Origin of the sequence: Tsukamurella spumae (genome assembly GCF_012396015.1) — a bacterium.
GTDB lineage: Bacteria > Actinomycetota > Actinomycetes > Mycobacteriales > Mycobacteriaceae > Tsukamurella > Tsukamurella spumae.
Map to the genome: position 1 here is coordinate 23,926 of NZ_JAAXOQ010000020.1, position 26,738 is coordinate 50,663.

Below are 26,738 nucleotides of genomic sequence, written 5' to 3' on the forward strand. Positions count from 1 at the left end.
GGCACCGTCGGATACGGGGAGCCGAAACCCTCGCGCCGGAGGCCTGAAGAACCGCGACAGGGCACCGAAACTCTTGCGCGACTTGCGGTTCCGATAAGGCGTGACTACCCTGGGTGATGCACGAAGGGGAGTAGCCCCCCAATCGCGCGGTCGACACACTGGCACCCCGATGGCGCCCGGCCCCGCGAACCGCCTCCCGCGGTGGGCGAGACCTTTGTGCCACTTGCGCGGTCCGCGAACGTGGATCCGTGTGGCACAGGTCTTTTCGGAGGTTCCATCGTGTTCAACGCGCTGCTGATCAGTTTCGCGGTCGTCTTCGTCGCCGAGCTCGGCGACAAGTCCCAGCTCATGGCGATGACCTTCGCCGCCCGCTTCAAGTGGTGGGTCGTCCTCCTGGGCATCACCGCCGCCACCGCCCTCACGCACATCGCCTCGGTCGGCATCGGCTTCGCGCTCGGCTCCACCATCCCCTCCCAACTCATCACTGCGGTCGCGGGCGTCTCGATGCTGGTCTTCGCGTTCTGGACCTGGCGCGGCGACACCCTCTCGGACGATGAGAGCAGCACCGCGGACCGCGTCACCCGCTCGGTCTTCCTCGCCGTCGCCTCCGCCTTCTTCCTCGCCGAGCTCGGCGACAAGACGATGCTCGCGACGATCACCCTGACCACGCAGCACAACTGGTTCGGCGTCTGGGTCGGGTCGACGCTCGGCATGGTCGCGGCCGATGCCCTCGCCATCGCCGTCGGCGCCGTGCTCGGCTCGAGGCTGCCCGAGCGCGCCATCGCGATCGGCGCGACGATCCTGTTCTTCGGTTTCGGCGCCTGGCTCCTGGCGGAGGCCTGGCCGGAGCTCGACGGCATCAGCCGCATCGTCACCGGGCTGGTCGTGGCCGCCACGGTGGTCGTCGGTGGGCTCGTCGTGCGCCGGGCGCACCGCTCGGCGCCGGCACCGTCGAACCCGGAGGTCCCGGAGGCGAGCACCCCCGGCCGCGGAAGAACGGCCCTTCACTAATGTGAGACGGGTCGCCCCGCCCACCGGCGGCGGCGCATGCCACCACAGAAGGGAAACAGCCATGGACGTGTCCGGCTCCTCCGTCATCGTCACCGGCGCCGCCTCGGGCCTGGGTGCCGCCACCGCCAAGCGCTTCGCCGAGGCGGGCGCGACCGTCTTCGGGCTGGACCTGCAGCCGTCGATCGACAAGGCCACCCCCGCCGAGAACGTGCACCTCGTCGCCACCGATGTCACCAAGGAGGACGAGGTCCTCGCCGCGATCGCCGAGGCCGTCAAGGCCGGCCCGCTGCGCGTGGCCGTCAACTGCGCGGGCGTCGGCTGGGCCGGCCGCATCCTGTCCAAGAACGGCCCGCACGCCCTGGAGCTGTTCCAGACCGTCATCAACATCAACCTGGTCGGCACCTTCAACGTCATGCGCCTGGCCGCCGACCAGATGAGCAAGCAGGAGACCGTCGACGCACAGGGCTCGCGCGGCCTCATCGTCAACACCGCGTCGGTCGCGGCCTTCGAGGGTCAGATCGGCCAGATCGCCTACACCGCCTCCAAGGGCGGCGTGCACGCGATGACCATCACCGCCGCGCGCGACCTGGCGCAGTTCGGCATCCGCGTCAACACCATCGCCCCCGGCATCATCAACACCCCGATGCTCGCCGGCGTGACCCCCGAGTTCAAGCAGACGCTCGAGGCCGGCGTGCCCTTCCCCCAGCGCCTCGGCGAGCCCTCCGAGTACGCGGACCTCGCGTACTTCCTCTCGCAGCACGACTACCTCAACGGCGAGACAGTGCGGATGGATGGGGCCATTCGGATGGCTCCGCGCTGACCCCGGCGCGACCACCGCGGTCGGCCGCGCGGAGTACAGCCATTCGGATGGCTCCGCGCTAGATCTGCAGTTCCTCCGCCGGCGTCGCCCCCACCGCGTCCGACAGGACGAGGAGCGGGGCGGCGTCGTCGTCTATCGAGGTGCCCTCGGGCGGCAGCACCATGCTCGACGGTGCCGGGGCCGCGCCGGCCTCGTTGCGTAGATCGATCGCGACGAGCAGGTTGTGCACGTTCTCCTCGGGGACCCCGTCGCCGAAGTCGTCCGGCAGGTAGGGGCTCAGCTGGACCAGCACGTCCCGGATCTCGACGACGCGCCGCTGGAACCTCAGGTGCGGGTCCTTCGCGGCGGACCGGGCGTCGAGCACGACCTCGGGTACCGCGGTGGTCAGGAGCTGCCACAGGGGCTCCAGTCGCTTGAAGTCCCGACGGTGCCGCTTGCGGTAGTCCATCTGCACGAAGAAGCCCCGCACGCCGGGGTAGCTGAGCCCGATGACGAACAGCACGATCCCCACCGCGGTACACCCGCGGGAGATCGTGAGCAGGACCGGCCAGGACACGGCGTGCGTCATGCTGGTGAGCACGAAGACGACCTGGGTGAGCGAGCCGATCGCCGTCAGCGCGAGACCTGCGGCCATGAGCCGCAAGGAGGTCACCAGGTAGCCGTCCGCGAAGGGCATCAGTCGCGTGAGGGACAGGACGCAGTCCGCGAGGCCGTACATGAGGTAGCCGCCCGCGATCGCGAAGAACACGGCGAAGCCGAGCTCCTGCACGGTGAGCGTGTCCAGCGTGGCATCGCGCAGCGACGGCGGCATCACCGTCATGGCGACGGACAGGCCGATGACGGATGCGAGCAGCGGGATCGCTTCCATCCCGGCACGGCGCTGGCGCGCCGATTCGGTGGGGCCGTAGAAGAAGGCGACGGCGAGAGCGGCCACGCCCAGTGCGAGGGCCGCGTATCCGCCGAGCCGGCTGGAGCCGCGCCACAGCGCACCGTCGATGCTCGCGGCGAGCGGTGAGTTCAGCAGGAGCACCGCCACGGTGAGCGCCGCGATGGCGACGGTCACCGCGACGGCCTGAATGCCGGCCTTGGCGCGGTAGAGCCTGTCGACGCGGTAACACAGCACCAGGGTGAAGAACGCGACGCCGACTACGTTCACGACCTTCACAGCCACCGAGAATGTCCTCCCAACGCACGTTGGATACCGCGCAGGCTGTCGTGCTTCGCGGTGCGCCCGGCCAGGGCGCCGGCTTCGGACGCCCAGCCGAGGATGATGGAGGCGATCATTTCGGCCTCCCACTCGTTCGCATCGTCGTAACAGGTCCGGTGCAGGGCGGCGTCGGCCTCCTCGGCGGGGATCTGCTCCGCGTTCGCCGAGGGGCCGGCGTTCTGATGGCCGGCGATCAGGTGGCCGAACTCGTGGATGATGATCTGGTCGCGATGGGTGCGCGAGGTGTTGGCCTGGTAGAAGAAGTAGTCCGCATCGTCACCGACGAGCCACAGCCCGTTCGGCATGCCGACGGGAAGCGGCTGCGAGATGACCAGGATGTCCGGACCGCGGCGTTTGCCGTACTTCTCGCACAGCTGCACGGCGTCGAAGGGCAGGTCGAGATCGAGACTGCGCACCTCGTTCTCACAGAGGCGGCGGAGGGCCTTGACGGTACGCACGGCCCCTCCTTCAACGGATCCGGGAGGGACGGTGCGGACCGGCAGGACGCGCGCTCGCGGCCCGTTCTACGAGCCGTCGAGCGCCGGGTCAACCGGAGAAGGTTACAGTCCCTCAGTCTCGCGAGAGTCTACGGGAAGTTCCGGCGGATCGGCGGGGAGGCCCTGCTGCACCCGGAGCACCTTGATCAGCTCGTTGACCATGTTCACCGAGTCGGGCGAGAGGCCTGCCAGGCGGAACGCGGCCATCTGCACCTTGGTGTCGGCCTGGAGCCGCATGAGGTGGATCTGGTCACGCGTGCGCTGGGCCGCCTCGTCCTCGAGGAAGTAGTGCACGTCCACACCGAACGCCGCTGAGATGCCCTCGACGGTGCGGAACGACGGCGACTTGGCCTTGCCCGAGCGCAGCTGGCTCAGGTAGGACTCGCCCAGGCGGAAGCCCAGGGCCGTCGATCGCTGGGCGATCGCCTTGGCGGTGAATGCGCGACCGTTGGGGCCGGGCACCGTGCGGAACAGCTCCTCGAGCCGACTGGCGAACAGACCCTGACCCACCAGGGCGTCGCTGTCGTACTTTTTACCTGTATCCACTTGTGCCATCCCTCTCTATCGCCGGCACGACCTGCCCTGTGGTCCCACCTCGTCTGTTGCGAGTCCACCAAGCTTGATCACACTATAGCGCACTTTGCCATCGGCCACGATCTCTTCGTGATCGCCTATCAGATCGCCGCGACCATGCTGTATTCTTACCCATAACTGTGCGACAACTGCGGAAGGGGTGCGTCGTGTCTCGCCCTACGCATCTTTCCCGGCGCATGCGGGCCGTCCTCGTCACCGCCCTGGCCGTCGGTGCAATCGCATCCGCGCCGGCCTGGGCCGACCCCGATGACAGCTCCACCTCGGACTCGTCCGGCGGCAACTCGTCCACCTCGCAGGACACGAAGTCCACGGACGACCCCGTCGGCATCCGCGGTGGTGACACCGCGCGCGACGGCGGCAGTGGCCGCACCACCGTTCCAGGCAGCGGCAACACCGGCTCGGGCATCGGTGCCGGCAGCGGCACGCCCACCGGCACCGGATCCACCGGCACCGGCACCGGCACCGGCACCGGCACCGGGTCGAATACCAGCGGCAACTCCGTCGGCGCCAACCCCACCGGCAGCGAGCCGACCAAGGACAAGGACAAGGACAAAGACAAGGACCACGACCACCGCGGCGGCGGCCTGGTCGGCGGGATCCTGGGCGGCATCTTCGGTGGGTCCGGGGGCGGTTCGGTTCCGGCTCCGTCGGTCCCCACCGTCTCGAGCGGCGGTTCGACGGGCGGATCCATCGGCCCCGCCCCCATCGAGACCCCCGGCACCGGCTCGGGCGGCGCACCGTCGTCCGGCATCGGCGTCCGGACCGGCAGCCCGCTCCCGCAGGGCACGGGCGGAAGCGAGCGCGATCGCTCTGCGTCCGCCGACGAGCCCAGCGTCCCGGCCGCCGCGCCCGTGGCACCGGCCCCGGTCGCCCCCGTCGTGGCGGCGCCCGTCGTAGTGGGTCCCGCCGCCGCACCGGCGCCGGCCGCCCCGAAGTCGGCTCCGGCCGCGCCGAAGCCCGCACCGTCGGACACGAACCGCCCGACGACGAGCAACCAGAGCACCCGCCCCAAGGAGACCACGGTGTTCGCATCGGCGGTCACGTCCGCGCAGCGCGTGGCACCGGTCGCCGCGGAGACGGCGCGGCAGCTCTCCCCCGCCATGATCGCCATCCTGGGCGGCATCGCCCTGCTCGGCAGCGGCAGCTTCGCGGACGCACTCCGGCGCGCCCACCTCCGCCAGGCCCAGGCCTAAGCGCCCACCACCGGCAGCGCGAGCACGCGGTCGCTCGACATGAACGCGCGGAGCGCGGCCGTGGCCTTCACATCGTCCTCGTTGTACTCGAGGATCCGCTGTCGCTGCGCCGCGCGCTCTGCCTCAGCGAATCCCGCATCGATCCCGACGCCCACGCGGTACCAGAGCATCGACGCCTCGCCGCCGGCTTCGGCATCGCGCCAATGGAATCCGGCGACGGGTGCGACCTTCTTCAACCCCCGCCCCTCCAGCGAGAGGAAGGAATCGCCGACGGCGTCGAACATGTCGACCCATTCCGGTGACGCGATGAACTCCTCGACGGCACCGCGGCGCGGCACACCGGGCTCGCCCGCGAACCTGTCCGCCGACGCCAACAGCCACTTGTTCTCGGCGTTCTGCGAGTAGCAGTACGCCGCGAAGGACTTCCCCGCCGCGTGGGCCTCCGCACGACGGTCCATGAGGAAGGCCCAGAACTCCGCGAAGGACCGCGCCTCATCGCGCGTGGGCACGGGATCCCAGGTGACGAAGGGCCGGTAGCCCAGCTCGACCCCGTCCCGCCGCAACCACGTGCCCCACAGGTAGGCGCCATACTCCTGGTAGCTCTCCATGTCGACGTCCACCTCGACATCGGCCCGACGCACCGTGACCTCCGGGTGCCGCCGCACGAGCACCTGCCCGTCGCGCCAGGCGCGAGCCATCGCGCGCAGGTCTGCGATGGGGACGGGCACGTCCTCGGGCTGGGGCCCCTCGTACTCGGCCAGCTGATCGACGGTGACGATGCCCGCCTCGCGCAGGCCGGGTGCGGAGCGGCCGTCCGCGACGAGACTGACATCGCGCGCCAGTGTCAGGGTCTGCTCGCAGCGGGGCCACCAGGGGCACCGCCGGCATTCGGCGACCCGCACGGGCTCCGTCTCCACGGTTCCGGCGAGCACTGCCCGACGGTCCGCGAACCGCTCGTCGTAGGCGGGCAGCAGTGGGCCTACCTCGTGCACGACGATCCGCGCACCGTCGACCCCGATGCTCCCGCCGAGCAGCGTGCGCGACGCGAACCCCGTGTCCTGCAGCATGCGGGTGAGGTGGGCCAGGCGCATCTGGTCGCCGCGGTGCTGGCGGACCCGCACCGTTTCGTCCTCCCGGGGCTCCCAGCGTTCCAGCGGCGATGTGACGGGCCCGCGGGGCGCGCCGTCCGGACCGGGGGCCGGGCGCGAACCGGAGACGGGGTCGCAGGTCTTGTGATTGACGACGATGACGGGGATGTAGCCGTCGGCGAGGCGGACCAGGAGTTCGCTGTGGCCGCGGCGGTCGTGCGCGGTGGGCAGCACGGCGTTCCAAATCCGATCGGCGCCCGCCTCCATCGCGGCCAGGGTGCGACGAACCGCTCCCTCCCCCGGCTCGATGATCGTGAGTCCCGGCAGGCCGTCCCTGATCGACGCGCGGAACACGGCGGCCGCCTCGACCCGCAACTCCATGCCCGGGTCCGGCTCGCCCTGCGGGGCGCGGGCCTCGAGCGCCAGACGGTGCCGACAACCGGTGAGCGACCGTGCGCTCACCGGATTCGTCGCGGTTGCCTCGTTGATGTTCACTTCCCTAGCAGTATGGCGGGCGGCACCGACAACTCGCGGAGCCGCGCTGTGCAATGCTGTACCGGACGGCAGTACTGACCTACAAGGACGTGCACTGATGGGTTTGTTCGGCAAGAAGAAGAAGTCCTCCCGCGCGGAGCGCCGCGCGCAGGCCAAGGCGCTCAAGTCCAAGGCGCGCCTCGAGGCGAAGCTCGCCGCCAAGAACGCCGACCGCGACGCCAAGCGCGTCGTCAAGAGTGCGTCGAAGAGCGAGCGCAAGGCCCTCAAAGCAGACCTGCAGCGTTCGAAGATCGTGGCGAAGGCGCAGGGCAAGGCGGACGCGGCGAATCTCAAGATCGCCGAGACCAATGCTCGCGCGGCGGTCGAGGGCAAGCTGCTCTCCGAGGCGCGGCTCAAGCGGTACGTCTCCACCGCGCGCCTGCTGGCGCCCGTCGTGGTGCCGATCGCGTACCGCGCCGCGCAGGCCGGCCGGAACCAGTTGGACGCGGCAAAGGCCTCGCGCCTCGGCGTCCCCGTCGATGAGGTCGCGGCCTTCGCCGGTTACGGCGGAGGGCTCTCCGCGCGCATCGCGGCGGCGCGGCGCTCGCTGGACCAGCTGGCGGCCACGCACCCCGACGCGGAGACCACGTCCTTCACGGCCGCCGTGGCGCAGCGCCTCGACGACCTGGGCACTGCCGTCACCGCGTCCGAGTCGATGCCGCCCGCGCGGCGTCGCCCCGCGCACCAGGCCATCGCCCGCGAGCTCGACGGCATCGACGCCGACCTGCTCAACCGCCTGGGCGTCAGCTCCTAGCCCGATCGGTCCGCGCGGCGGTTCACCGCCGCCGCGCGGAGGCGTCGGAGACCATCTCCGGGCACGACGCTCGGCACCGTAGCTCGTAGTGCCAGACCTCGTTCGCGTATGTCCGGCACAGGCCGAAACGCCCCGAGTAGCGGTCCATCCAATAGGCCGCGTCCGTCGGACCGACATCCACGGCGTCCCCCGTCACGTGCTCCGACTCCGCCGGGTCCGCGACCAGCCGCGCCGCCGCCTCCGCGCCATCGCGCCTGACGGCATCGTCGTAGAGGTACTGCTGATACCGCGGCGACCGCCACCCCGAGGTCAGGTACATCGCCACCCCCTCCCGCTCGGCGGCCTGTGCCGCTCTCCGCACAGCCTTCCGCAGGCGAGGGGCGAGCTTCGTCACCGCCGGCACGCCCGCGTCGACGGCCACGTGGTCCAGGACCACGCCGTCCGCCTCCCCCAGCTGCCCGACGGTGCCGCCCTCCCCACCGCGCACGCCCGGGACCGATGTCGAGCACCCCGCGATCACCGCCACTATCGCCATCAATACCGCCAGTGCTGCAGCCGATTTCGTGTATACGTGAGCCAGGTGCTCACGATGGGCCGCTCACGTCCCGGTGCCGTCGCCGACGGTCCGCCGTCCCGCCCCAGTCCAGTCCAGTCCCCGGATGATTCCCGCTCAGGTTGCCCTGCTTACCGCCCGGTCTGATTTATCCAGCCTTCCGGACCGGGCAGGTCTGACCGTCGACCTGAAGGTCGATATGGGCGACCGACGCCACCGGCGTGCCGAGCAACGGCGTCGTTGACTCCCGATACCAACCGGAGTGTCCGTACCCGTCGTCGGAGGTGACGGTGTTGGTCCATGAGCTGACCTTCCCGTCCGTCGTCGTCACCACGACCGTGACGTCCTTTGCGACGCGACGCCCGATCCACACGTGCGTGTTGACCGGGTCGCCGTACCAGTAGCTCCCCGCGCACGTGTCTGCAATCGTCGGGACGGTCGTCGGTTCCGGGGTGAACGAGTGCACGGCCGTCGCCGATGTCACCGAGGTTGTCGAAGCCGATAGCGTGTACCCGGGACGAACGTACGTCGTGGGCGCCTCTGCGGCATGCCCGAGGCCACAGCTGCTCACAAGTCCGGTCGCGCCCACAGCGATCGCGATTCGAGGCAAGTATCGAAGTGACGTTGTCATTGTTCCTTCTGCTTCCGGTGTAGTTCTTCGCCGTCTCGTTCGGATCTTGAGGCCACGCGCCCACCTGCGTGGTCAGCGCAAACGAGAGCGCCAGCGACGCAGGAAGTTCCCGGGCTGCGAGGGCTCGGTTTCCGCGACGGGTTCGCCGGGTCGCGCCTCGGGTTCCGATGGTGCGCTCGCGCGAAGGGTACTCACGTGACCTGCGCCGGTCGGGTTCCGATGGTGCGCTCGCGCGAAGGGTACTCACGTGACCTGCGCCGGTCGCCGCGCGTGCCGTCGCGACTTCCTCCCGCGCGGGCGCACCGCCCGCGACGACTCCCTCCAGTTCGGAGGGTGTCATGACGGTCAGCGCGATGATGTCGACCCGGCCAACCGGCGAATCGACCGTCGCGGGGCGGCCCGACGGAAGTCCTACCAAACAGCCGACGGTGCCATATTCCGTGGCCATCGGACTCTCGCCGATATCGACAGGAAGTTCGATCGAAAGTACGCCGTACTCCTCTAGCGCCCCGCTGATCCCCTGGCTGTTCGCAACGTTCTGCGCGAAGTTCTGGATGACCTGAAAATGCGGGCTGGACTTGATCTCCTCGAAGTCGGCACCGCAGAGATCGGGCGTCTCGAGGAACACCTCGCAGCCGAAGCCGGGAAAACTCTCGCCGTCACGCCCTTCAGGATCAGCCAGCCCATCGGAGGCCAGGATCACCGTCGACGGCGTGCGGACCACCCGGTAAGCTTGCCGCGTGTTCGGCCATGCCGGCGCGCCGCTGAACATCGGGTTCAGCAGGTAGGTGATCACATCCGGGTCCACCTCCCCAATGCCCGCCCAGTAGGCATCCATCACAGCGTGATGCCTCGGTGCCGCCGAGTTGTCACGATCGATTTCGTCGGTCATTTCCACTCCATCCCGTTCGAACAACCCTCGCGCTCGTAATTGTCTCGTGACTCCCTGTGGAGCTACACATCCGCTTTCCCATCGCCCTCTAAAGGACTTCCTCGACAAGATCGACCGCAAGACGACTTCAGTCACGAGCCACTAGATTAGTCAACAACCGCCCGATCCTGTTGCGCGGCCTGCTCGTGATGCGGCGGCGCGCTGGAATCTGCGGCAAGGAGCTCCTCACATCATCGATACGCCGAAGCCCTGACGAGCGCATGCCCGCTCAAGCTCGAAGAGCCACAAATCTATTGGGCACGCCATCGTTCATCGGCGAGCAGGGGATTATCGCAGTGATTCGACCCGATCTGGCGGATTCCGTACGTCGAGAAAATTCGATCTCCTGATGATTCTAATCGCCCTGGTTGGCTATCTGCATTCCCTTCCACACTCCCACCGCGGCTCGCACCCAATCCTCCGTCGAAGAAGACGTAGAACTATAACCTGCCACGCTGCCGGTCATAAACTCAAAACTATCCGGTGTCACGCACTCGAAATACCGAAGCTCCCCTTGACCAGCGACTGAAAACCACCGATGCAGTTCTTCCGCATCGACAACCTTTGCCATCACTCCCGATATGGCACCGCGCAAGACTTCCCGCACCGACGCGCTTTCGCCTACCGTCATCGTTCCGAAGTCGCACCACATGCAGATACTATCGAGACTAGGGGTCTTCGCGAAATACTGAATTCCCCTCCAATCACCAGCAACTACGTGCGCGCCACCAATTCTTTCGAAACCGATCGTAGCGGCTTCCAATCGCTCCGCCTCGGCTGCGCGATAGACCTGAAAGGCGTTGTCGTTCCAATTCGAACTCCCGAATCCCGCGGATAGTTCTGCCAGCGCCCGGCTGTCATTGTCCATTAGAAGGCTGAGGATAGCCGACCTGATGGCAATTTCCTTAGCAGTTTCGTCCAGTGCGAAATCAAACGCCCAACCGGAGACATCGATCGCCCACTGACCGTCTTTGCGCATACTCAACGCTTGGGGCGAAAGCCATCTGAAGTTGGCGGGAATGTTCGCGATAGCGTACATCCACTCGGGCGACAACGACGCAAACCCGTCTAACGATACTATCTCATCCAGAGAGACAATGCGATCAACCACTACATCTACCTGACCCGAACTATTCGACTCAAAAACACGTCCAGCCATGGCTGGATCCGGAGTTCCGATAGGGGGCTTGCCAGGTAGGTTTCGCTCATCCGCTGGCAACAGCACGTCACGGAGGTTCGCAAGGTCAGTCTCAGGCGAAACGACCGGCGAGGCTATGTAGCCTAGAATCGTCATTCTCTTATCCTCCAACTAATTCGACGCGCCGGCGCCGCTGGATATTCAGCCATCGAGGCGCTCAGGATGAGATAGCAGACTGTATATCATGGCTTGAATGCTATCACGATTTCTTAGCTCCAGGACGGTCTGTGCATCTCGAAACGACGGATCCCACCCCTTCACATCTGCTGCTACTCTCGATCTCTTCGCGGAGTTCGCTGGACGAGATAGCCATTGAAGATTGGCTCTCCAATTCATCATGCGATACATGTCCCGAGGTGAGAGCTTTGCGAATCCGGGCATGCCGACCATCTCCGCCAATGAAATAACGTGGTCGGGCGACACTTTTGACAATCCGCCACTTGTTTCACCGATGGTACGACCCGACGACGTGTACGCACCATCGATATCCCCGACCTTTGGGCGCATTTTGCCTTGCAGTGCGTCCGTCGAACTACGCAATGAGCTCGATGGCGTTTTGGGCCGAAGGATGTCGTAAATGCCCCGCTCGGGCGCATCTCTCGGAATCACAAGACCACGTTCCGGAGAGTAGATTGCACCCGGTCGGGAGCTCGCGAGTGATTCCGCAGCAGATTGAAGTTTGCTAGCAGTAGACGCCGTGGGTGCTACTGCTCCAGCAAATGCTGGTGCCTCTGCCCTACTGAACGAAGTCGCCACCGGCGCGATGGGATTTGATGTGGCGACGCGAGTGAGAGCATCGCCCGTAGCAATACGCCCGAAGTTTGCGGTTTCGGTGGCAGCAGCCCGACCTGTCCCGCCTGGGGTCACAACTTCTGCGGTCTCGGCACGCCCCGCGAGCTTTGCCGCTTCAATACTCTTCGCCGTCTCTGAAATCTTGCCAATACCAGAGTCGATCTGGGCCTTAGCAGCCTCAGCAACTCCTCCTGTATTCGAGGGAAATGAGGTATCTACGATCTTAGCGGCTTCGGTTGCCGTCTTTGCGGCGTCGTCGATGATGGGTTGGCCGATGCGGCTGCCTACTTGAGTCCGAATTTCGCTTTCGGCAGCGATGCGGGCGGCTTGTTGCGCTTCTTGTTTGACGACGGCTACGGTGGCGCCTTCGGCGATTTTCCGTTCGAAGGTGGATAGGCACGCTTCCTTCGCGGCGGCCGTGATTGCCGTCACGGCTCCGGCTTCTGGTTGGCCGCCAGGGACGAGCATCGCTGCCCAGCCTGCGTAGTCGGCGATTTTCAGGAAAGTTTCCAACGTGCCCGGGGTAGGACTGGCCTTCCCTGTCCCAATGTCGAGATCGGCGTCACCAAGCAACGTCGACTTCTTGATTTGAAACTTGGCCAGTTTGTCGGTAAACGAATCGTTGCCGGCGAATCTGCTCATCTCCAGTACCGACCCGTCAGAGAAGGTAACGAACGTTCTCTCTGGCTCGATAGGCACTTGCGGGGCAAAACCGCCCGAAACGTGCGGAACAGTTCCGCTGATGGTGTGACTGCTGACCGGATAGACGCCGTCGAGGAAGAACCCTCTGATCTTGTCCGCGTTGGTACCGAACTGATCGGCCCACGCTTGCGTGACCCGATCTTCGAGTCCGACTGACCTGATCGATCGCGCATTTCATCACTGCTGCGGATAGGCGTCGCCGACCCGACGGGGTCCTGACGCGACGGTGCCTGGCCACCGCAGCGTGAGCTCGCCCCCATCGGGTAGCGCCGCCCAGCGCGGGGCGAAATCGTCGTAGCGGGCGAAGATCCGCTGGCGCAGGGCGGGGGCGATGTCCGCGTCGTCGAGCGCGCCGGGCCAGGCGGGCTCCGGCTTGCGGTGGCCTCGCTCGACCTCCCACAGCGCCGCCGTCAGCGAGGCCAGGTACTCCGAGCGCGCCATATCCGCGGACTGCGCCGGGGTCGGTCGCCGATTGCGCCGGGAGGCCTTTCGGCGCTCCGCCGGGTCGGCCGGCCAGAACAGACCGTCGAGGCCGTTGGCGTCGGCGAGCCGTCCGAACACTCCGCCGCGCAGGCCCGCCTCGGTCTCCACAATGAGGTGCGCTGCGTCGTGCGGCACCGGCGGCCGTCCGCCCGGGCCGCCGCGGGGCGCGAGTTCCGGGCCCGTCGCTCGGACGATCCGCACGTCGTACCCGTTCCGGCGCTTGACGAACGTGACCTCCATGCCCCCAGGTTCCGTCATCCGGCCCTGCGCCGCAACGGGATTTCGTCGGATTGCGGGCTCAGGGCCGCGCCTGCAGCCGTTCCCGGGTCGCCTCGTCGGCGGGCAGGAAGGTTTCCAGGTGCAGCTCGTCGACGGTGGCGTCGTGGGGCGTGAGCACCGCGCTGACCACGCTGAACAGCCGCAGGTGCGGCGCACCGTCGGGCATGCGGAGCACGAGCTCGATGACGGGGCCCGAGGGCTCCGGGCCCGGCTCGCCGGCGGGGTACTCCCGGCACTCGGCGAGGAGCGCCACCAGTCGCGGGTCGGCGGTGCGGTCGGCGCGCGCGGACACCTGATGCAGCAGGTGCGCGCGCCATGCCCCGAGATCGACGATGCGCGGCGCGAGCCCGTCCGGGTGCAGGCTCAGCCGGACGACATTGATCGGCGGCTCCAGCAGGTGCGCCGCACAGCCGTCGAGGAGCGGCGGCACCGCGTCGTTGGCGTCCACGAGGTCCCAGTACCGGTCGAGCAGCAGAGCGGGATAGGCACATGCGCATCCTGGAGGGTCCGGAAGGACGCGAGTACCCCGGCCGCGTCGACGGGGCTGACGTGGCGCGGCGCGAACCCGCCGGCCACGAGAAGCACGTCGCGTTCGCGCGGCGGCACGTCGAGGTGTTCCGCGAGCCGCAGGATCATCTCGGCGCTCGGGTGCGAGCGGCCGGTCTCCAACGAAGCGCCGGGGAAGCTCCACCACAACCTCGGAGGTAATCGCCATCGGATCCCGTTCGCGGCAGACTCGGGGCCGGCCGGTCAGAAGATGCCGAGAACCCTTGGAGGACATCACGAACGATATCGTCAGCGCCTACCTGAGCACGTGGAACGCCGTCGACCCTCACACCCCCATCGGTGCCGTCGTCGCGGGCGTGCACGAGCAGTTCCCGGGCTTCGAGTTCACCCTCGTCGGCGAGCCGGACGCCCACCACGACCAGGTGCGCTTCCAGTGGGGCCTCGGTCCCGCGGGCACCGAGCCGCCCGTGATCGGCTTCGACGTGGTGACCGTCGACGCGGACCGTCGGATCGCCACCGTCGCCGGATTCCTGGACCGCGTACCCGCCTGACCGGGAAGACGCCGATGGCCCCTCCGCAGAGGGGCCATCGGTGCTCGTCGGCCTACCGGCCGATCAGCTTGAGCGCCTTGATCGCCGAAGGCACGACGCCCAGGAAGACATTACGGGGCACACCCTTGATGCCGCCGATGCCGATGATCCGCTGCTGCGCAATGGTCTTCGACTCGCAGTACTTGAGCAGGCCCTCCGTACCGTGACGCCGGCCCACACCCGAGATACCCATGCCGCCCATCGGCGCAGCGGTGGAACCCCATGCCGCGGCGTAGCCCTCGTTGATGTTGACGGTGCCGGCGTTGATCCGCTCGGCGATCTGCTGCGCCTGCTTCGTGGTGCCGGCGAAGACGCTGGCGTTGAGCCCGTACTCGGTGTCGTTGGCCTTCTCGATCGCCTCGTCGACCGAGTCCACCGGGTAGATGGACACGAGCGGGCCGAAGGTCTCCGACTTGAAGCAGACGGCCTCCTCCGGCACGTCCTTGAGCACCGTCGGCTCGTAGAAGAACGGGCCGAGGTCCGGGCGGGCCTTACCGCCCGCGAGCACCGTCGCACCCTTGGCCACCGCGTCGTCCACATGCGCGGCCACGGTGTCGATCTGCGCCTTCGACGCCAGCGAGCCCATCTCGTTGGTGAAGTCGTAACCCGCGCCCAGTGCGAGCGTGGCGGTGCGCTCGGCGAAGGCGCGGGCGAACTCGTCGGCGATCTCCCGCTCGACGTAGATCCGCTCGATCGAGATGCACAGCTGGCCCGAGTTCGAGAACGCGGCGCGGGCGGCACCGTCGGCCGTGTGCGCGATGTCGGCGTCCTTGGTGACCACCATGGGGTTCTTGCCGCCCAGCTCGGCGGAGAAACCGATGAGCCGCCTGCCGCACTGCTCGGCGAGCGTGGCGCCGGTCGCGGACGAGCCGGTGAACATGAGGTAGTCCGCGGCCTCGACGATCGCGGTGCCCACGACGCCGCCGGGGCCCGGGACCACGGCGAACAGGTCACGCGGCAGGCCGGCCTTGTACAGCAGCTCGACGGCGGCGAGCGCGCAGTACGGGGTCTGCGAGTCCGGCTTGAGCACCACGGCATTGCCCGCGGCGAGCGCGGCGATGCCGTCCGATACCGCGAGGGTGATGGGGTAGTTCCACGGCGCGATCACACCGACGACGCCCTTGGGCTGGTACCGCACGCGCGTCTTGGTGAACACCGGCAGCATGCCGTCGGTACTCTTCTCCGCCAAGATCTTCGGCGCGTTCTTGCCGTACCAGCGGGCCGTCATCGCGACGTCCAGCGCCTCCTCCTGCGCGTACTGGCGGGCCTTGCCCGTCTCCAGCTGCACCATGTCCATCAGTTCGGCGCGGTTGTCCCCCACCAGGTCCGCGAACTTCAGCAGCACCTTCGCGCGGTCCTGCGGGGTGCGCGCCGCCCACTGCTTCTGCGCGACGCGGGCGCGCTCGAAGGCCCTGACCACGTCCTCGGCGGTGCCGACGGGGATCGTGGTGACCTTCTCCCCCGAGAACGCTTCGAGGACATCGCGCGATGTCCGCTCCTCCGGGTGATCGATCGCCGAAAGGGCGCGAAGACGGTCGAACGTGGCCTGGGTGGGTGCTGGCATGACGCCAGATTACCCGCTTGTTGATGGTCACTCAATAGAGTGCCGCGGCGATGCTCGTGAGATCGGCCGAATACTGGATCAGGAGGCCGGAATCGGCCTCCTGAGCTGCAATTGTGCCGAACTCACGAGGCTCACCCTGCACAAGTGAGCGTATGAAACGTGTTTCTTCCACAGAGACGCTTCTGCCGCGCCGAGCGGGTCGGCGGCCCCGCCACGCTGGGACCATGCACACCATCGAGATCCTGCAGGCGCTGGCCGCTCCCGACGGCGGCGTCTTCTCCCGCCGGGCTGCGCTGCGTGCGGGCGCCGACTCCGCGGAGATCGAGCGCCTTCGCCATCTCGGCGATATCGTCGTGATCCGTCGGGGCTGGTACCGGCTCCCCGGAGCGAATGCCGTGGTCGTCGCCGCGGTGAAAGGCGGCGCCGTGATCACGTGCGTCTCCGCACTCTCCTTCCGCCCCGGCGTCTGGATCCCGCCCCGGAAGACCGCCAAGACCACGTTGTCGAAGTCCAAGACCCACCTCCGCCGCGCACGACATCGGCGGACGCGATCGCACGAGGACTGCGACGCGTACCAACGGCTCCCCTCCCCGACCCGCGCGGTCGACGACCTCTCGACAGCGCTGCGTTGCGCGGCGAACTGCCTCGACGCCGACGAGTTCGTTGCAGTACTCGATTCGGTGCTCCGCATGACGAACCCGCACACCATCGAGGACCTCGAGGAGATCTTCGTCGACGCCCCCGAACGCACCAAGCGGCTGCTGAGCTTCCTCGACCCCGAGTCCGGCTCCGGGACGGAGTCCCTCACTCGGTTCCGACTGGCTCGCCTGCATATCCGCGTGCGCAGCCAGCAGACGATTCCCGGAATCGGCCGGGTGGATCTGCTGGTCGGCGACAAGCTGATCATCGAATGCGATAGCACCGACCACCACAGTGGGGTGCAGCGCCTCGTGGACAACAAGCGTGATCGGACCGCTACCCGCGGGAACTACCGCGTGATGCGGTTCGACTACACCGAGGTCGTCGCTGATTGGGACGCGATCTTGGCCGAGATCCTCGACATCGTCCGGACCGACCGCCACATGGGTGCCGTCCGAGTCGTGGAATCGGCGGATGAGGACGACACGAGGCCGGATCCGGCTTCGTGACCCAGGAATCGGACGGATTCACGAGGCGATACCCTGGCGGGCATGAGCAACGTGCAGTTCACCCCCACCGCGGACCTGGTCGACGAGATCGGCCCCGACGTGCGCAGCTGCGACACGCAGTTCCGCCAGTTCGGCGGCCGCAAGCAGTTCGCCGGCGAGGTCGTCACGGTGAAGTGTTTCCAGGACAACGCGCTGCTCAAGTCCGTCCTCGGCGAGCCCGGCGAGGGCCGCGTGCTGGTCATCGACGGCTCGGACTCCAGCGGCGTGCCCTCCCTGCACACTGCCCTGGTCGGCGACCTCATCGCCGAGCTGGGCCGCTCCAACGGCTGGGCGGGCATCGTCGCGTACGGCGCCGTCCGCGACGCCGCGGTGATCGGGACCCTCGACATCGGCGTCAAGGCCCTGGGCACCAACCCCCGCAAGTCGACGAAGACGGCGGAGGGGCAGCGCGACGTGCCGATCTCCTTCGGCGGGGTCACCTTCACGCCGGGCGATGTGCTCTACAGCGATGAGGACGGCATCGTCCTGAGGTAGCGGCCCTCAGCGCGCGACGCGCGCCGATCGCCCGAACACCTCGACCACGTCGCCCACCGCGAGCTGCCGGCCGCGACGCGTATCGACCTCGCCGTTCACGGTCACCTCACCATCCGTGATCACGCCCTTCGCCTCCGCCCCGGAGTCGATCAGGCCCGCCAGCTTGAGGAACTGCCCCAGCCGGATCGTCTCGTCGGAGATGGCCACGTCGATCGCGTCGTTCACGCCGACCATCATGCCGCAGTGGCGCTAGTTCGCCGCCTTCGCCTTCGCGATCACGTCGCCGAGCACGCGGTCCAGTACGTCCTGCGAGACGGCGCCCGTCCCCTGCACGGTGACCACCACGGACCGGACGCGGGCGAGCACCGTCCGGCTGCTTCCCCCGGACTTCGCGAGCGGCTTGCCGGCGGAGTCGTCGTCGAGAGGGGTCACGTCGGAGACGTACCGGTAGGTGGGGACGCCATCGATGCTCGCGCCGGGCCCGAAAGCGTCCTCGACCGACACGGTGCGCACCTCCGGCCGGGCGAACGAGGGCTGGGCGCGCTGATAGGCGCCGCAGTCCTTGATCCATTGCGCGGTCAGGGCGAAGACATCGGAGCCCGCGCGTTGGCGATCCACCGTGGCGGTGATGGTGGATCCGTCCGGCGCCCGGTAGGCCACGGACGCGGCGTAGTACAGGTTCCAGTCGGAGCCGTCGGCCGCGCGCGAGAAGTTCTTCCCGAAGGGCGTGTAGAGGCACTGCGCCGGACGCGTCTCCCCATCGGACTGGCCGTGCAGACCGAGGCCGGAACCGTCCTCGGCCGCCGTGTCCGCAGGTGCGACGGTGCCGCCCACGGGGAACGCGGCGGCGCTCGGCAGGAGGCGTGCGAGCTCGGCATTGCTGCGCCCGCCCAGGTCGGTGTGGTCGGGGTGGAACGTGGCCCGGTACTCCGGGAACAGGCCCGGGTAGCTGCGCGCCACCGTCGACGCGGCGGCGGAGGGGCTGATCGAGCCCGGCGCCGGGGACGGCGAGGGCGTATCGACACCGGCGGTGCTGCACCCGGCCAAGGCCGCCGTCAACGCCACCGCGGTGACCGTACCGAACTTGTTCATCGCGCCCCCGAGAATTGTTGCTCCGACGGTACTACTGTCGCCCCCGTGCTGCTCGAACTTGCCGGTACCCGCACCCACGTGGTGGTCGACGGTCCGCGCGGACCGGAATCCGGTCCGCCGGTCGTGCTCAATTCCGGCCTGGCCGGCAATTGGTTCGACTGGGACGCCGTCACCGAATTGCTGACGGCGGGCCGCACCGTCGTCCGCCTGGACCGGCCCGGTTACGGCCTCTCCGATCCCTGGCCCGACGGTGCCGTGCCCACCCTGGAGTCCGAGACCGCGCGGCTGCACGAGCTGCTCGACGCGCTGCAGCTGGAGTCCGCGGTCATGGTGGGCCACTCGATGGCCGCCTTCTACGTGGAGGCCTTCGCCCGCGAATTTCCCGCGCGGACAGCGGGTTCGGTGATCCTCGACGGGAGCGTCGAGTCCTCGCCGCGCTGGGTCCTGCCGGGCGACCTGCGCGACGACATCCTGCGGCGGTCGGCCGACGTGGCCACCGCGGTGGGGATGAACCGCTTGGGCCCGGCGGCGCACCGGATGCTCGGCGGCGCGACCCCGCCCCCCGAGCACGCGGACATCCTGAAGTCGGACGCCTACTTCAAGGCCGCGTTCCTGGAGAACGGGAGGTACCCGGTCCTGGCGCACGAGCTGGCCGCGCTGCGCGAACGCCGGGAGTTGGCGCCGGGGATCCCGACCATCGTCGCGGCGGCGTACGGCGGGCACCGCACGCCCCTATCGGCCCGGTGGCTCAGGGAGCAGCGGGGTCTCGCGGACCTACTGCGCGCCCGCTACGCGGTGATCTCGCCCAGTGGGCACCTGGTGATGGCCGACCAGCCCGCTCAGGTGGCGGCGCTGGTGCTCGACGCGGTCAGCCGACGCGGAGGCTCCGCAGGTCGGACGAGGTGACGAGGCGCTCGCCGTCCTCCGTGAGCAGGAGCGCCAGGCGCCGGTTCCGCAGGCGCAGGCGGGCAAGGGTGCGTGAGCCCAGGATGGCGGGGCGGCGGGTCAGCTTCACGGGGAATCTCCGAGGGTGCGATCTCGATGCATAACGATTGGTTACAGATACTGTATTGCTTCCTGAGGGCGCGGTCCAGTGCTCGCACCGCCAGCGTGTCCGTCCTCACAACCGGGTTCCACGAAGGCCCGCGCGGCGACGCGGCTAATCTGTCATTGTTCAACCGCAGATTTGCGTCCCAACACATCCTCCAAGGAGAACCGTGTCCGATCTCGACGACCTGCTCAAGTCCATTCCGCTCGCCGACATCGCGGCCCAGCTCGGCGTCTCGGAGGACGTCGCCTCGGAGGCCGTGAACCAGACCGTTCCGACCCTCCTCGCCGGTCTCCAGGCGCAGGACACCACCGAGGCTCCCGCCCAGCTCATCGACGCCGCCGACAACGGCGACGGCCAGGAGATCGTGGCCAGCCTGTTCGGTGAGAAGACCGACGACGTGGCGGCCGCCGCGGCCGCGCCGCTGTCGTCGGGCGTCACCGACGGCCTGGTCAAGCAGCTCCTGCCGATCCTCGCGCCGATCGTGATCAGCTTCGTCATGAAGAAGATGACGAGCGGTGGCGCCGCGGCCCCCGAGCAGCAGGCTCAGGCCCCGCAGCAGGGCGGCGGCGATCTGCTCGGCAGCATCCTGGGCAACATGCTCGGCGGCGGCAACTCGGGCGCGAGCGCCGGCGGCAACGCCGCGGGCAATGTGCTCGGCAGCATCCTCGGCGGCCTGCTCAAGGGCAAGTAGCCGCACCGCAGCACCACGCGGAAGGCCGGGCCCCCTCTCGGGGAGCCCGGCCTTTTCCGTTCGTGGCCCGACGGTGCGCGCGGCACCGTCGGGCGTCCGACTACCGCTGCGGCGCGGCGGTGGGCACGATCGGCGCGGGAAGCGCCGTGTCGCCCATGAGGAAGCGGTCGACGGCGGCCGCGGCGCTGCGGCCCTCCGCGATCGCCCACACGATGAGCGACTGGCCGCGGCCCGCGTCACCGGCCACGAACACGCCGGGGACCGTCGACTGGAAGTCGTCGCCGCGCGCGACATTGCCGCGCTCGTTGTACTCGACGCCCAGCTTGTCGAGCAGGTCGTCGCGCTGCGGGCCGACGAAGCCCATCGCCAGGAGGACGAGGTCGGCCTCGAGGGTGAAGTCGGTACCCTCGACCTTCTCGAACCGGCCGCCCTCCATCTTGACCTCGTACGCCTTGAGGCCGGTGACCTTGCCGTCCTCGCCGACGAACTCCTCGGTGCTGACGGAGAACTTGCGCTCGCCGCCCTCCTCGTGCGCGGAGCTGATGCGGTACATGAGCGGGTAGGTCGGCCACGGGGTCGACTCCGCGCGCTCGCGGGGCGGCACCGGCATGATCTCGAACTGGTGCACGATCTCCGCGCCCTGACGCAGCGAGGTGCCCAGGCAGTCGGCGCCGGTGTCACCGCCGCCGATGATGACGACCTTCTTGCCCTTGGCGTGCAGCGGCGGCAGGCCGTCCTCGTCGAGGACGTCGTCGCCGACCGCGGCGCGGTTTGCCCACGGCAGGAACTCCATCGCCTGGTGGATGCCGTCCAGCTCGCGGCCGGGGATCGGCAGGTCGCGCCAGACGGTCGCCCCGTTGGCGAGCACGACCGCGTCGAAGTCCTCGCGGAGCTGCTCGACGGTGACGTCCACACCCACGTTGACCCCGGTCTTGAAAACCGTTCCCTCGGCGTTCATCTGGGCGAGGCGACGATCGATGTGCCGCTTCTCCATCTTGAACTCGGGGATGCCGTAGCGCAGCAGGCCGCCGACGCGATCGGCGCGCTCGAACACCGTCACCGTGTGCCCGCCGCGGGTGAGCTGCTGCGCGGCGGCCAGGCCCGAGGGGCCCGAGCCGACGACGGCGATCTTCTTGCCGGTCAGCTTGGTCGGGTGCTGCGGCGAGACCCAGCCCTCGTCGAAGGCCTTGTCGATGAGCTCGACCTCGACCTGCTTGATGGTGACGGGGTCCTGGTTGATGCCGAGCACGCACGACGCCTCACAGGGCGCCGGGCACAACCGTCCGGTGAACTCCGGGAAGTTGTTCGTGGCGTGCAGCCGCTCGATGCCGTCGTACCAGCGATCCTTGTACGCCAGCGTGTTCCACTCGGGGATCAGGTTCCCCAGCGGGCAACCGTTGTGGCAGAACGGGATACCGCAGTCCATGCACCGGGATGCCTGCTTGCGCAGGGTGTCCCCGTCGAAGGGCTTGTAGACCTCGTTCCAGTCCAGCAGACGGAGCGGGACCGGCCGGCGGACCGGCAGTTCACGGGAGTTGTGCTTCAGAAAGCCTTGCGGATCAGCCACGAGCGGCCTCCATCACTGCGTCGTCGATGTCGCGGCCGTCCAGTTCGGCACGCTTGATGGCGGTGAGCACGCGCTTGTAGTCGCGCGGCATCACCTTGGCGAAGAGCTGACGCTCCCGGCCCCAGTTGGCCAGGATCCGCTCCGCGATCGCGGAGTCGGTGTACTCGTAGTGCTTGGTCACGGCCTCGAGGACGAACTCGATGTCGTCCTCGCCCAACGACTCCAGCTCCACCAGCTCGGTGTTGAGGTCGCGCTCGAACTGGCCGTCGGCGTTGTAGACGTAGGCCACGCCGCCGGACATGCCGGCGCCGAAGTTGCGTCCCGTGTCGCCGAGGACCACCACGCGGCCGCCGGTCATGTACTCGCAGCCGTGGTCGCCCACGCCCTCGACCACCGCGACGGCGCCCGAGTTGCGCACCGCGAAGCGCTCGCCGGCCTTGCCGCTGAGGTACACCTCGCCGCCGGTCGCACCGAACAGGATCACGTTGCCCGCGATGATGTTCTCGGCGGCGACGAAGCCCTCGGGGGCGTTGCGCGCCGGCCGGACCACGATCTTGCCGCCGGACAGGCCCTTGCCCACGAAGTCGTTGGCGTCGCCCTCGAGGCGCAGCGTGATGCCCTTCGGCACGAAGGCGCCGAAACTGTTGCCCGCGCTGCCCCGGAAGGTGATGTCGATCGTGTCCTCGGGGAGCCCGTCGGCGCCGTGCGCCTTGGTCACCTCGTGGCCCAGCATCGTGCCCACGGTGCGGTTGACGTTGGAGATCGGCGTCTCGATCGTGACCGGGGCACCGGTCTCCACCGCGACCCGCGCCTGCGAGATCAGCTGCTGGTCCAGGGCCTTCTCGAGACCGTGGTCCTGGGGCTGGCTGCAGAACGGGTCCTGCTTCATGAACGGCGAGTCGACCTGGGCCAGGATCGGCGAGAGGTCGAGCTTGCCCGCCTTCGCACCTCCCCAATGCGCCTGCGCCGCAGTGGTGTCGAGGATCTGCGACTGGCCGACGGCCTCCTGCAGGGTGCGGAAGCCCAGCTCGGCGAGGAGCTCGCGCACCTCCTCGGCGATGTAGCGGAAGAAGTTCTCCACGAACTCGGGCTTGCCGGTGAAGCGCCGGCGCAGCACCGGGTTCTGCGTGGCCACGCCCACCGGGCAGGTGTCCAGGTGGCAGACCCGCATCATGATGCAGCCGGAGACCACCAGCGGGGCGGTCGCGAAGCCGAACTCCTCGCCGCCGAGCAGCGCCGCGACGATGACGTCCCGACCCGTCTTGAGCTGACCGTCGACCTGCACCACGATCCGGTCGCGCAGACCGTTGAGCAGCAGCGTCTGCTGGGTCTCGGCGAGGCCGATCTCCCAGGGCGCGCCGGCGTGCTTGACCGAGGTCAGCGGGGTGGCGCCGGTGCCGCCGTCGTGGCCCGAGATGAGCACGACGTCGGCGTGCGCCTTGGAGACGCCCGCGGCGACGGTGCCCACGCCGATCTCCGAGACCAGTTTCACGTGGATCCGCGCCTGCGGGTTCGCGTTCTTCAGGTCGTGGATCAGCTGCGCGAGATCCTCGATCGAGTAGATGTCGTGGTGCGGGGGCGGCGAGATCAGGCCGACGCCCGGCGTCGATCCGCGGACCTCGGCGACCCAGGGGTACACCTTGTGCGGGGGCAGCTGCCCGCCCTCGCCGGGCTTCGCGCCCTGCGCCATCTTGATCTGGATATCGGTGCAGTTGCTCAGGTAGTGCGAGGTCACGCCGAACCGGCCCGAGGCGACCTGCTTGATCGCGCTGCGCCGGAGATCGCCGTTCTCGTCGGGGGTGAACCGCCGCGGATCCTCGCCGCCCTCACCGGAGTTGCTGCGGCCGCCGAGCCGGTTCATGGCGATCGCCAGGGTCTCGTGCGCCTCCGCCGAGATCGAGCCGTAGCTCATGGCGCCGGTCGAGAACCGCTTGACGATCTCGCTCACGGGCTCCACCTCGTCGACGGAGATCGACGGGCGGTCGCTGTTGAAGCGGAACAGTCCGCGCAGCGAGGCCAGGCGCGTGCTCTGGTCGTTGACCAGCGCGGTGTACTCCTTGAACACCTTGTACTGCCCGGTGCGCGTCGCGTGCTGGAGCTTGAAGACGGTGTCCGGGTTGAACAGGTGGTACTCGCCCTCACGACGCCACTGGTACTCGCCGCCCACCTCGAGCTCGCGGTGCGCCAGCTCCTCGGGGCGGTCGTTCATGGCGCGCTTGTGCCGCGCGGCCACGTCGGCGGCGATCTCCTCCAGGCCGATCCCGTCGAGCTGGCTCTGCAGGCCGGTGAAGAACTCGTCGACGATCTCCTGCGACAGGCCGATGACCTGGAACAGCTGCGCACCGGTGTACGAGGCGAGAGTGGAGATGCCCATCTTGGACATCACCTTGAGCACGCCCTTGCCGGCCGCCTTGACGTAGTTGGCGTTGAGCTTCTCCAGGGGGGTGCCGTTGAGCTCGCCGCGGAGGTGCATGTCCTCGATGGTCGCGAAGGCCATGTACGGGTTCACCGCCGCCGCACCGCAGCCGATGAGCGCGGCCATGTGGTGCACCTCGCGGGCGTCGCCGGACTCGACGATGAGGCCGACCTTGGTGCGGCTGCGCTCGCGCACCAGGTGGTGGTGCACGGCGGAGGTCAGCAGCAGCGACGGGATCGGCGCCAGCAGCCGGTCGGAGTTGCGGTCCGACAGAATGATCAGGCGCGCGCCACCGGCGATCGCCTCGGAGACCCGGGTGCGCACGGTGTCCAGCGCCTCGCGCAGGCCCTTGCCGCCCTCGGCGACGTGGTACAGGCCCGGGATGACCACGGACCGGAACTCGGGCAGGGTGCCGTCGTCGTTGACCTTGACCAGCTTGATCAGCTCGTCGTTGTTGAGGATCGGCTGGTCCAGGTGGATCTGGCGGCAGCTGCCCGGCTCCGGGTGCAGCAGGTCGCCCTCGCCGCCGATGGTGCCGCCGAGGCTGGTGACGATCTCCTCGCGGATGGCGTCCAGCGGCGGGTTGGTCACCTGCGCGAACAGCTGCTGGAAGTAGTCGAACAGCAGCCGGGGCCGCAGCGACAGCACGGCGACCGGGGTATCGGTGCCCATGGAGCCGATCGCCTCGGCACCCGTCTTCGCCATCGGCGTGAGCAGCAGGTCCAGTTCCTCGGTGGTGTACCCGAACATCTGCTGCCGCTGGGTGACCCGGTCGTGCGGCATCACGGGGTGCGGGCGGTCCGGGAGCTCCTTGAGGCGCAGCAGTCCCTCGTCGAGCCACTGCTGGTAGGGCTCGGCCGCGGCCAGGTCGCTCTTGATCTCCTCATCGGAGACGATGCGCCCCTGCGCCGTGTCCACCAGGAACATGCGGCCCGGCTGCAGGCGGGTCTTGTAGACCACCTCGGAGTGGTCGATGTCGAGGACGCCGACCTCCGAGCCGAGCACGACGAGGCCGTCCTTGGTGACCCAGATCCGCGACGGGCGAAGGCCGTTGCGGTCCAGCACGGCGCCGATCAGGGTGCCGTCGGTGAAGCACACCGACGCCGGCCCGTCCCACGGCTCCATCAAGGAGGAGTGGTACTCGTAGAACGCCCGGCGCGCCGGGTCCATGTCCTGGTGCCGCTCCCACGCCTCGGGGATCATCATCAGCACGGCGTGCGGCAGGCTGCGACCGCCCAGGTGCAGCAGCTCGAGGACCTCGTCGAAGCGCGCGGTGTCGGAACCGCCCTCCGTGCAGATCGGGAAGATCTTGTCGGCGGCGTCCTCGCCGAACGCCGAGACATCGAGCAGCGCCTCGCGGGCCCGCATCCAGTTCTCGTTGCCGCCGACGGTGTTGATCTCGCCGTTGTGGGCGACCCGCCGGTACGGGTGGGCCAGCGGCCAGCTCGGGAAGGTGTTCGTGGAGAAACGCGAATGCACCAGGCCCAGAGCCGATTCCACGCGCTCGTCCTGCAGGTCCACGAAGAATCCGCGCAGCTGCGGAGTGGTCAGCATGCCCTTGTAGACGAAGGTCTGGCCGGACAGCGACGGGAAGTACACCGACTCCTCGCCCTGCGAGCCGGCGCCCGCACCGTCGGTGCCGAGCTCGCGCTCGATCCGCTTGCGGATCACGAAGCAGCGCCGCTCGAGGTCCATACCGGACAGGGGTGCACCGTCGGAATCCGTTCCGGCGATGAAGATCTGGCGCATGGTGGGCATCGCATCGCGCGCCAGCGCTCCCAGCGAGCCGTCGTCGGTGGGCTGATCGCGCCAACCCAGGACCGTCAGGCCCTCCGCGGCGACGATCCGCTCCACGCCCGCCGCGGCGGCCGTCGCCTCCGCGGCGGCCTGCGGCAGGAAGGCGATGCCCGTGGCGTAGGCGCCCTGGTGGGGCAGCTCGAAGTCCACGACCTCGCGGAAGAAGCGGTCCGGCACCTGGATCAGGATGCCCGCGCCGTCACCGGTGTTGGGCTCGGCGCCGGCGGCGCCACGGTGCTCGAGGTTGACCAGGGCGGTGATGGCCTTGTCGACGATGTCCCGGGACTTGCGCCCGTGCATGTCCACCACGAAGGCGACGCCACACGCGTCGTGCTCGTTGGCGGGGTGGTACAGGCCCTGCGGGCCCGGGGGGACGAATCGGCTCATCGAATACCTGCCTTAGCGCAGCGCCTCACGGCGGAACGGACGGATCAAGGGCGGCGAACAGCGCGCGTCCGTCGGACGCGGCTCGCCTCAGGCATCGTTGGCTGTAGTCAAAACTGTAGTTTCCCCC

25 protein-coding genes are annotated in these 26,738 nt (G+C 68.5%); 9 read left to right on the top strand and 16 right to left on the bottom strand.

Features of this window, described 5'->3' with window-relative positions; genetic code table 11:
• Window positions 1–279 precede the first annotated feature (279 nt).
• Together HF999_RS14920 and HF999_RS14925 are read left to right on the top strand one after the other, a co-directional pair.
• Window positions 280–1,011, top strand: coding sequence for a TMEM165/GDT1 family protein (locus HF999_RS14920; protein WP_168546649.1), 732 nt, complete (start codon window positions 280–282; stop codon window positions 1,009–1,011).
• Between the two features lie 61 nt (window positions 1,012–1,072).
• Window positions 1,073–1,831 carry an SDR family NAD(P)-dependent oxidoreductase gene (locus HF999_RS14925; RefSeq protein ID WP_168546650.1) on the top strand — a complete coding sequence of 253 codons (759 nt, stop codon included), beginning with the start codon at window positions 1,073–1,075 and terminating at the stop codon, window positions 1,829–1,831.
• A gap of 58 nt (window positions 1,832–1,889) precedes the next feature.
• Here HF999_RS14925 and HF999_RS14930 read toward each other — a convergent pair whose 3' ends face one another.
• The 3 genes from HF999_RS14930 to HF999_RS14940 form a co-directional block, all read right to left on the bottom strand.
• On the bottom strand, window positions 1,890–3,002 hold the full coding sequence (locus HF999_RS14930) for an MAB_1171c family putative transporter (RefSeq protein WP_168546651.1): 1,113 nt from the start codon (window positions 3,000–3,002) through the stop codon (window positions 1,890–1,892).
• The gene (locus tag HF999_RS14935; RefSeq protein ID WP_168546652.1) at window positions 2,993–3,496 is read right to left on the bottom strand and encodes a hypothetical protein; all 504 of its coding nucleotides are present in this window, start codon (window positions 3,494–3,496) and stop codon (window positions 2,993–2,995) included. The genes HF999_RS14930 and HF999_RS14935 overlap by 10 nt, the downstream gene beginning before the upstream one ends.
• Before the next feature lie 102 nt (window positions 3,497–3,598).
• Entirely contained in the window at window positions 3,599–4,081 is a 483-nt protein-coding gene (locus HF999_RS14940) for an XRE family transcriptional regulator (protein ID WP_312854152.1), read from the bottom strand.
• A gap of 194 nt (window positions 4,082–4,275) precedes the next feature.
• Here HF999_RS14940 and HF999_RS14945 point away from each other — a divergent pair, with 194 nt between their 5' ends.
• Entirely contained in the window at window positions 4,276–5,322 is a 1,047-nt protein-coding gene (locus tag HF999_RS14945) for a hypothetical protein (RefSeq protein WP_168546654.1), read from the top strand.
• On the opposite strand, the gene HF999_RS14950 is transcribed toward HF999_RS14945, so the two are convergent.
• Window positions 5,319–6,872, bottom strand: a complete 1,554-nt coding sequence (locus tag HF999_RS14950) for a TM0106 family RecB-like putative nuclease (protein ID WP_312854153.1) — start codon at window positions 6,870–6,872, stop codon at window positions 5,319–5,321. The two genes, HF999_RS14945 and HF999_RS14950, sit on opposite strands and share 4 nt — an antisense overlap.
• A gap of 130 nt (window positions 6,873–7,002) precedes the next feature.
• Here HF999_RS14950 and HF999_RS14955 point away from each other — a divergent pair, with 130 nt between their 5' ends.
• Window positions 7,003–7,698 carry a DUF6474 family protein gene (locus HF999_RS14955; protein WP_168546656.1) on the top strand — a complete coding sequence of 232 codons (696 nt, stop codon included), beginning with the start codon at window positions 7,003–7,005 and terminating at the stop codon, window positions 7,696–7,698.
• A gap of 22 nt (window positions 7,699–7,720) precedes the next feature.
• Here the strand turns inward: HF999_RS14955 and HF999_RS14960 are convergent, their stop codons facing one another.
• The 6 genes from HF999_RS14960 to HF999_RS22620 form a co-directional block, all read right to left on the bottom strand.
• Window positions 7,721–8,233, bottom strand: a complete 513-nt coding sequence (locus HF999_RS14960; RefSeq protein WP_168546657.1) for a M15 family metallopeptidase — start codon at window positions 8,231–8,233, stop codon at window positions 7,721–7,723.
• A gap of 149 nt (window positions 8,234–8,382) precedes the next feature.
• Complete coding sequence (locus tag HF999_RS14965; RefSeq protein ID WP_168546658.1) at window positions 8,383–9,774, bottom strand: hypothetical protein; 1,392 nt, start codon at window positions 9,772–9,774, stop codon at window positions 8,383–8,385.
• 394 nt (window positions 9,775–10,168) lie between these two features.
• Window positions 10,169–11,107, bottom strand: coding sequence for a hypothetical protein (locus tag HF999_RS14970; protein ID WP_168546659.1), 939 nt, complete (start codon window positions 11,105–11,107; stop codon window positions 10,169–10,171).
• Window positions 11,108–11,152: 45 nt separating this feature from the next.
• Window positions 11,153–12,445, bottom strand: coding sequence for a hypothetical protein (locus HF999_RS14975; RefSeq protein ID WP_168546660.1), 1,293 nt, complete (start codon window positions 12,443–12,445; stop codon window positions 11,153–11,155).
• 237 nt (window positions 12,446–12,682) lie between these two features.
• Complete coding sequence (locus HF999_RS14980; protein WP_210733825.1) at window positions 12,683–13,228, bottom strand: hypothetical protein; 546 nt, start codon at window positions 13,226–13,228, stop codon at window positions 12,683–12,685.
• Window positions 13,229–13,286: 58 nt separating this feature from the next.
• On the bottom strand, window positions 13,287–14,048 hold the full coding sequence (locus HF999_RS22620; RefSeq protein ID WP_312854154.1) for an MmyB family transcriptional regulator: 762 nt from the start codon (window positions 14,046–14,048) through the stop codon (window positions 13,287–13,289).
• Between HF999_RS22620 and HF999_RS14990 the strand changes: the two genes are divergently transcribed.
• Window positions 14,038–14,325 (top strand): nuclear transport factor 2 family protein, encoded by a 288-nt coding sequence (locus HF999_RS14990; RefSeq protein WP_210733826.1) that lies wholly within the window; start codon window positions 14,038–14,040, stop codon window positions 14,323–14,325. The two genes, HF999_RS22620 and HF999_RS14990, sit on opposite strands and share 11 nt — an antisense overlap.
• 52 nt (window positions 14,326–14,377) lie before the next feature.
• On the opposite strand, the gene HF999_RS14995 is transcribed toward HF999_RS14990, so the two are convergent.
• Window positions 14,378–15,928: a succinic semialdehyde dehydrogenase gene (locus HF999_RS14995; protein ID WP_168546662.1), complete on the bottom strand. Its 1,551-nt coding sequence runs from the start codon at window positions 15,926–15,928 to the stop codon at window positions 14,378–14,380.
• Window positions 15,929–16,152: 224 nt separating this feature from the next.
• Between HF999_RS14995 and HF999_RS15000 the strand changes: the two genes are divergently transcribed.
• On the top strand, window positions 16,153–17,076 hold the full coding sequence (locus HF999_RS15000) for a type IV toxin-antitoxin system AbiEi family antitoxin domain-containing protein (protein WP_168546663.1): 924 nt from the start codon (window positions 16,153–16,155) through the stop codon (window positions 17,074–17,076).
• Between the two features lie 42 nt (window positions 17,077–17,118).
• On the top strand, window positions 17,119–17,610 hold the full coding sequence (rraA, locus tag HF999_RS15005) for a ribonuclease E activity regulator RraA (protein WP_168546664.1): 492 nt from the start codon (window positions 17,119–17,121) through the stop codon (window positions 17,608–17,610).
• Window positions 17,611–17,616: 6 nt separating this feature from the next.
• Here the strand turns inward: rraA and HF999_RS15010 are convergent, their stop codons facing one another.
• Together HF999_RS15010 and HF999_RS15015 are read right to left on the bottom strand one after the other, a co-directional pair.
• Window positions 17,617–17,835: an RNA-binding S4 domain-containing protein gene (locus HF999_RS15010; RefSeq protein ID WP_376766495.1), complete on the bottom strand. Its 219-nt coding sequence runs from the start codon at window positions 17,833–17,835 to the stop codon at window positions 17,617–17,619.
• 24 nt (window positions 17,836–17,859) lie between these two features.
• On the bottom strand, window positions 17,860–18,702 hold the full coding sequence (locus tag HF999_RS15015) for a hypothetical protein (RefSeq protein ID WP_168546665.1): 843 nt from the start codon (window positions 18,700–18,702) through the stop codon (window positions 17,860–17,862).
• Between the two features lie 45 nt (window positions 18,703–18,747).
• Here HF999_RS15015 and HF999_RS15020 point away from each other — a divergent pair, with 45 nt between their 5' ends.
• Complete coding sequence (locus HF999_RS15020) at window positions 18,748–19,608, top strand: alpha/beta fold hydrolase (protein ID WP_168546666.1); 861 nt, start codon at window positions 18,748–18,750, stop codon at window positions 19,606–19,608.
• On the opposite strand, the gene HF999_RS15025 is transcribed toward HF999_RS15020, so the two are convergent.
• On the bottom strand, window positions 19,571–19,717 hold the full coding sequence (locus HF999_RS15025; protein WP_168546667.1) for a hypothetical protein: 147 nt from the start codon (window positions 19,715–19,717) through the stop codon (window positions 19,571–19,573). The two genes, HF999_RS15020 and HF999_RS15025, sit on opposite strands and share 38 nt — an antisense overlap.
• Before the next feature lie 202 nt (window positions 19,718–19,919).
• On the opposite strand from HF999_RS15025, the gene HF999_RS15030 reads away from it, so the two are divergent.
• Window positions 19,920–20,444, top strand: coding sequence for a DUF937 domain-containing protein (locus HF999_RS15030; protein WP_168546668.1), 525 nt, complete (start codon window positions 19,920–19,922; stop codon window positions 20,442–20,444).
• A 100-nt stretch (window positions 20,445–20,544) separates the two neighbouring features.
• On the opposite strand, the gene HF999_RS15035 is transcribed toward HF999_RS15030, so the two are convergent.
• Together HF999_RS15035 and gltB are read right to left on the bottom strand one after the other, a co-directional pair.
• The gene (locus HF999_RS15035) at window positions 20,545–22,011 is read right to left on the bottom strand and encodes a glutamate synthase subunit beta (RefSeq protein WP_168546669.1); all 1,467 of its coding nucleotides are present in this window, start codon (window positions 22,009–22,011) and stop codon (window positions 20,545–20,547) included.
• Window positions 22,004–26,611, bottom strand: a complete 4,608-nt coding sequence (gene gltB, locus HF999_RS15040) for a glutamate synthase large subunit (protein ID WP_168546670.1) — start codon at window positions 26,609–26,611, stop codon at window positions 22,004–22,006. Before gltB ends, HF999_RS15035 begins: the two co-directional genes overlap by 8 nt.
• Window positions 26,612–26,738 lie beyond the last annotated feature (127 nt).

Coding starts and splice junctions, on each gene's coding strand:
- HF999_RS14925 (WP_168546650.1), top strand. CDS start 1,073: ATGGACGTGTCCGGCTCCTCCGTCATCGTCACCGGCGCCGCCTCGGGC.
- HF999_RS14955 (WP_168546656.1), top strand. CDS start 7,003: ATGGGTTTGTTCGGCAAGAAGAAGAAGTCCTCCCGCGCGGAGCGCCGC.
- HF999_RS14960 (WP_168546657.1), bottom strand. CDS start 8,233: ATGGCGATAGTGGCGGTGATCGCGGGGTGCTCGACATCGGTCCCGGGC.
- HF999_RS14965 (WP_168546658.1), bottom strand. CDS start 9,774: ATGACCGACGAAATCGATCGTGACAACTCGGCGGCACCGAGGCATCAC.
- HF999_RS14970 (WP_168546659.1), bottom strand. CDS start 11,107: ATGACGATTCTAGGCTACATAGCCTCGCCGGTCGTTTCGCCTGAGACT.
- HF999_RS14975 (WP_168546660.1), bottom strand. CDS start 12,445: ATGAGCAGATTCGCCGGCAACGATTCGTTTACCGACAAACTGGCCAAG.
- HF999_RS14980 (WP_210733825.1), bottom strand. CDS start 13,228: ATGGAGGTCACGTTCGTCAAGCGCCGGAACGGGTACGACGTGCGGATC.
- HF999_RS22620 (WP_312854154.1), bottom strand. CDS start 14,048: ATGTCCTCCAAGGGTTCTCGGCATCTTCTGACCGGCCGGCCCCGAGTC.
- HF999_RS14995 (WP_168546662.1), bottom strand. CDS start 15,928: ATGCCAGCACCCACCCAGGCCACGTTCGACCGTCTTCGCGCCCTTTCG.
- HF999_RS15000 (WP_168546663.1), top strand. CDS start 16,153: ATGCACACCATCGAGATCCTGCAGGCGCTGGCCGCTCCCGACGGCGGC.
- rraA (WP_168546664.1), top strand. CDS start 17,119: ATGAGCAACGTGCAGTTCACCCCCACCGCGGACCTGGTCGACGAGATC.
- HF999_RS15015 (WP_168546665.1), bottom strand. CDS start 18,702: ATGAACAAGTTCGGTACGGTCACCGCGGTGGCGTTGACGGCGGCCTTG.
- gltB (WP_168546670.1), bottom strand. CDS start 26,611: ATGAGCCGATTCGTCCCCCCGGGCCCGCAGGGCCTGTACCACCCCGCC.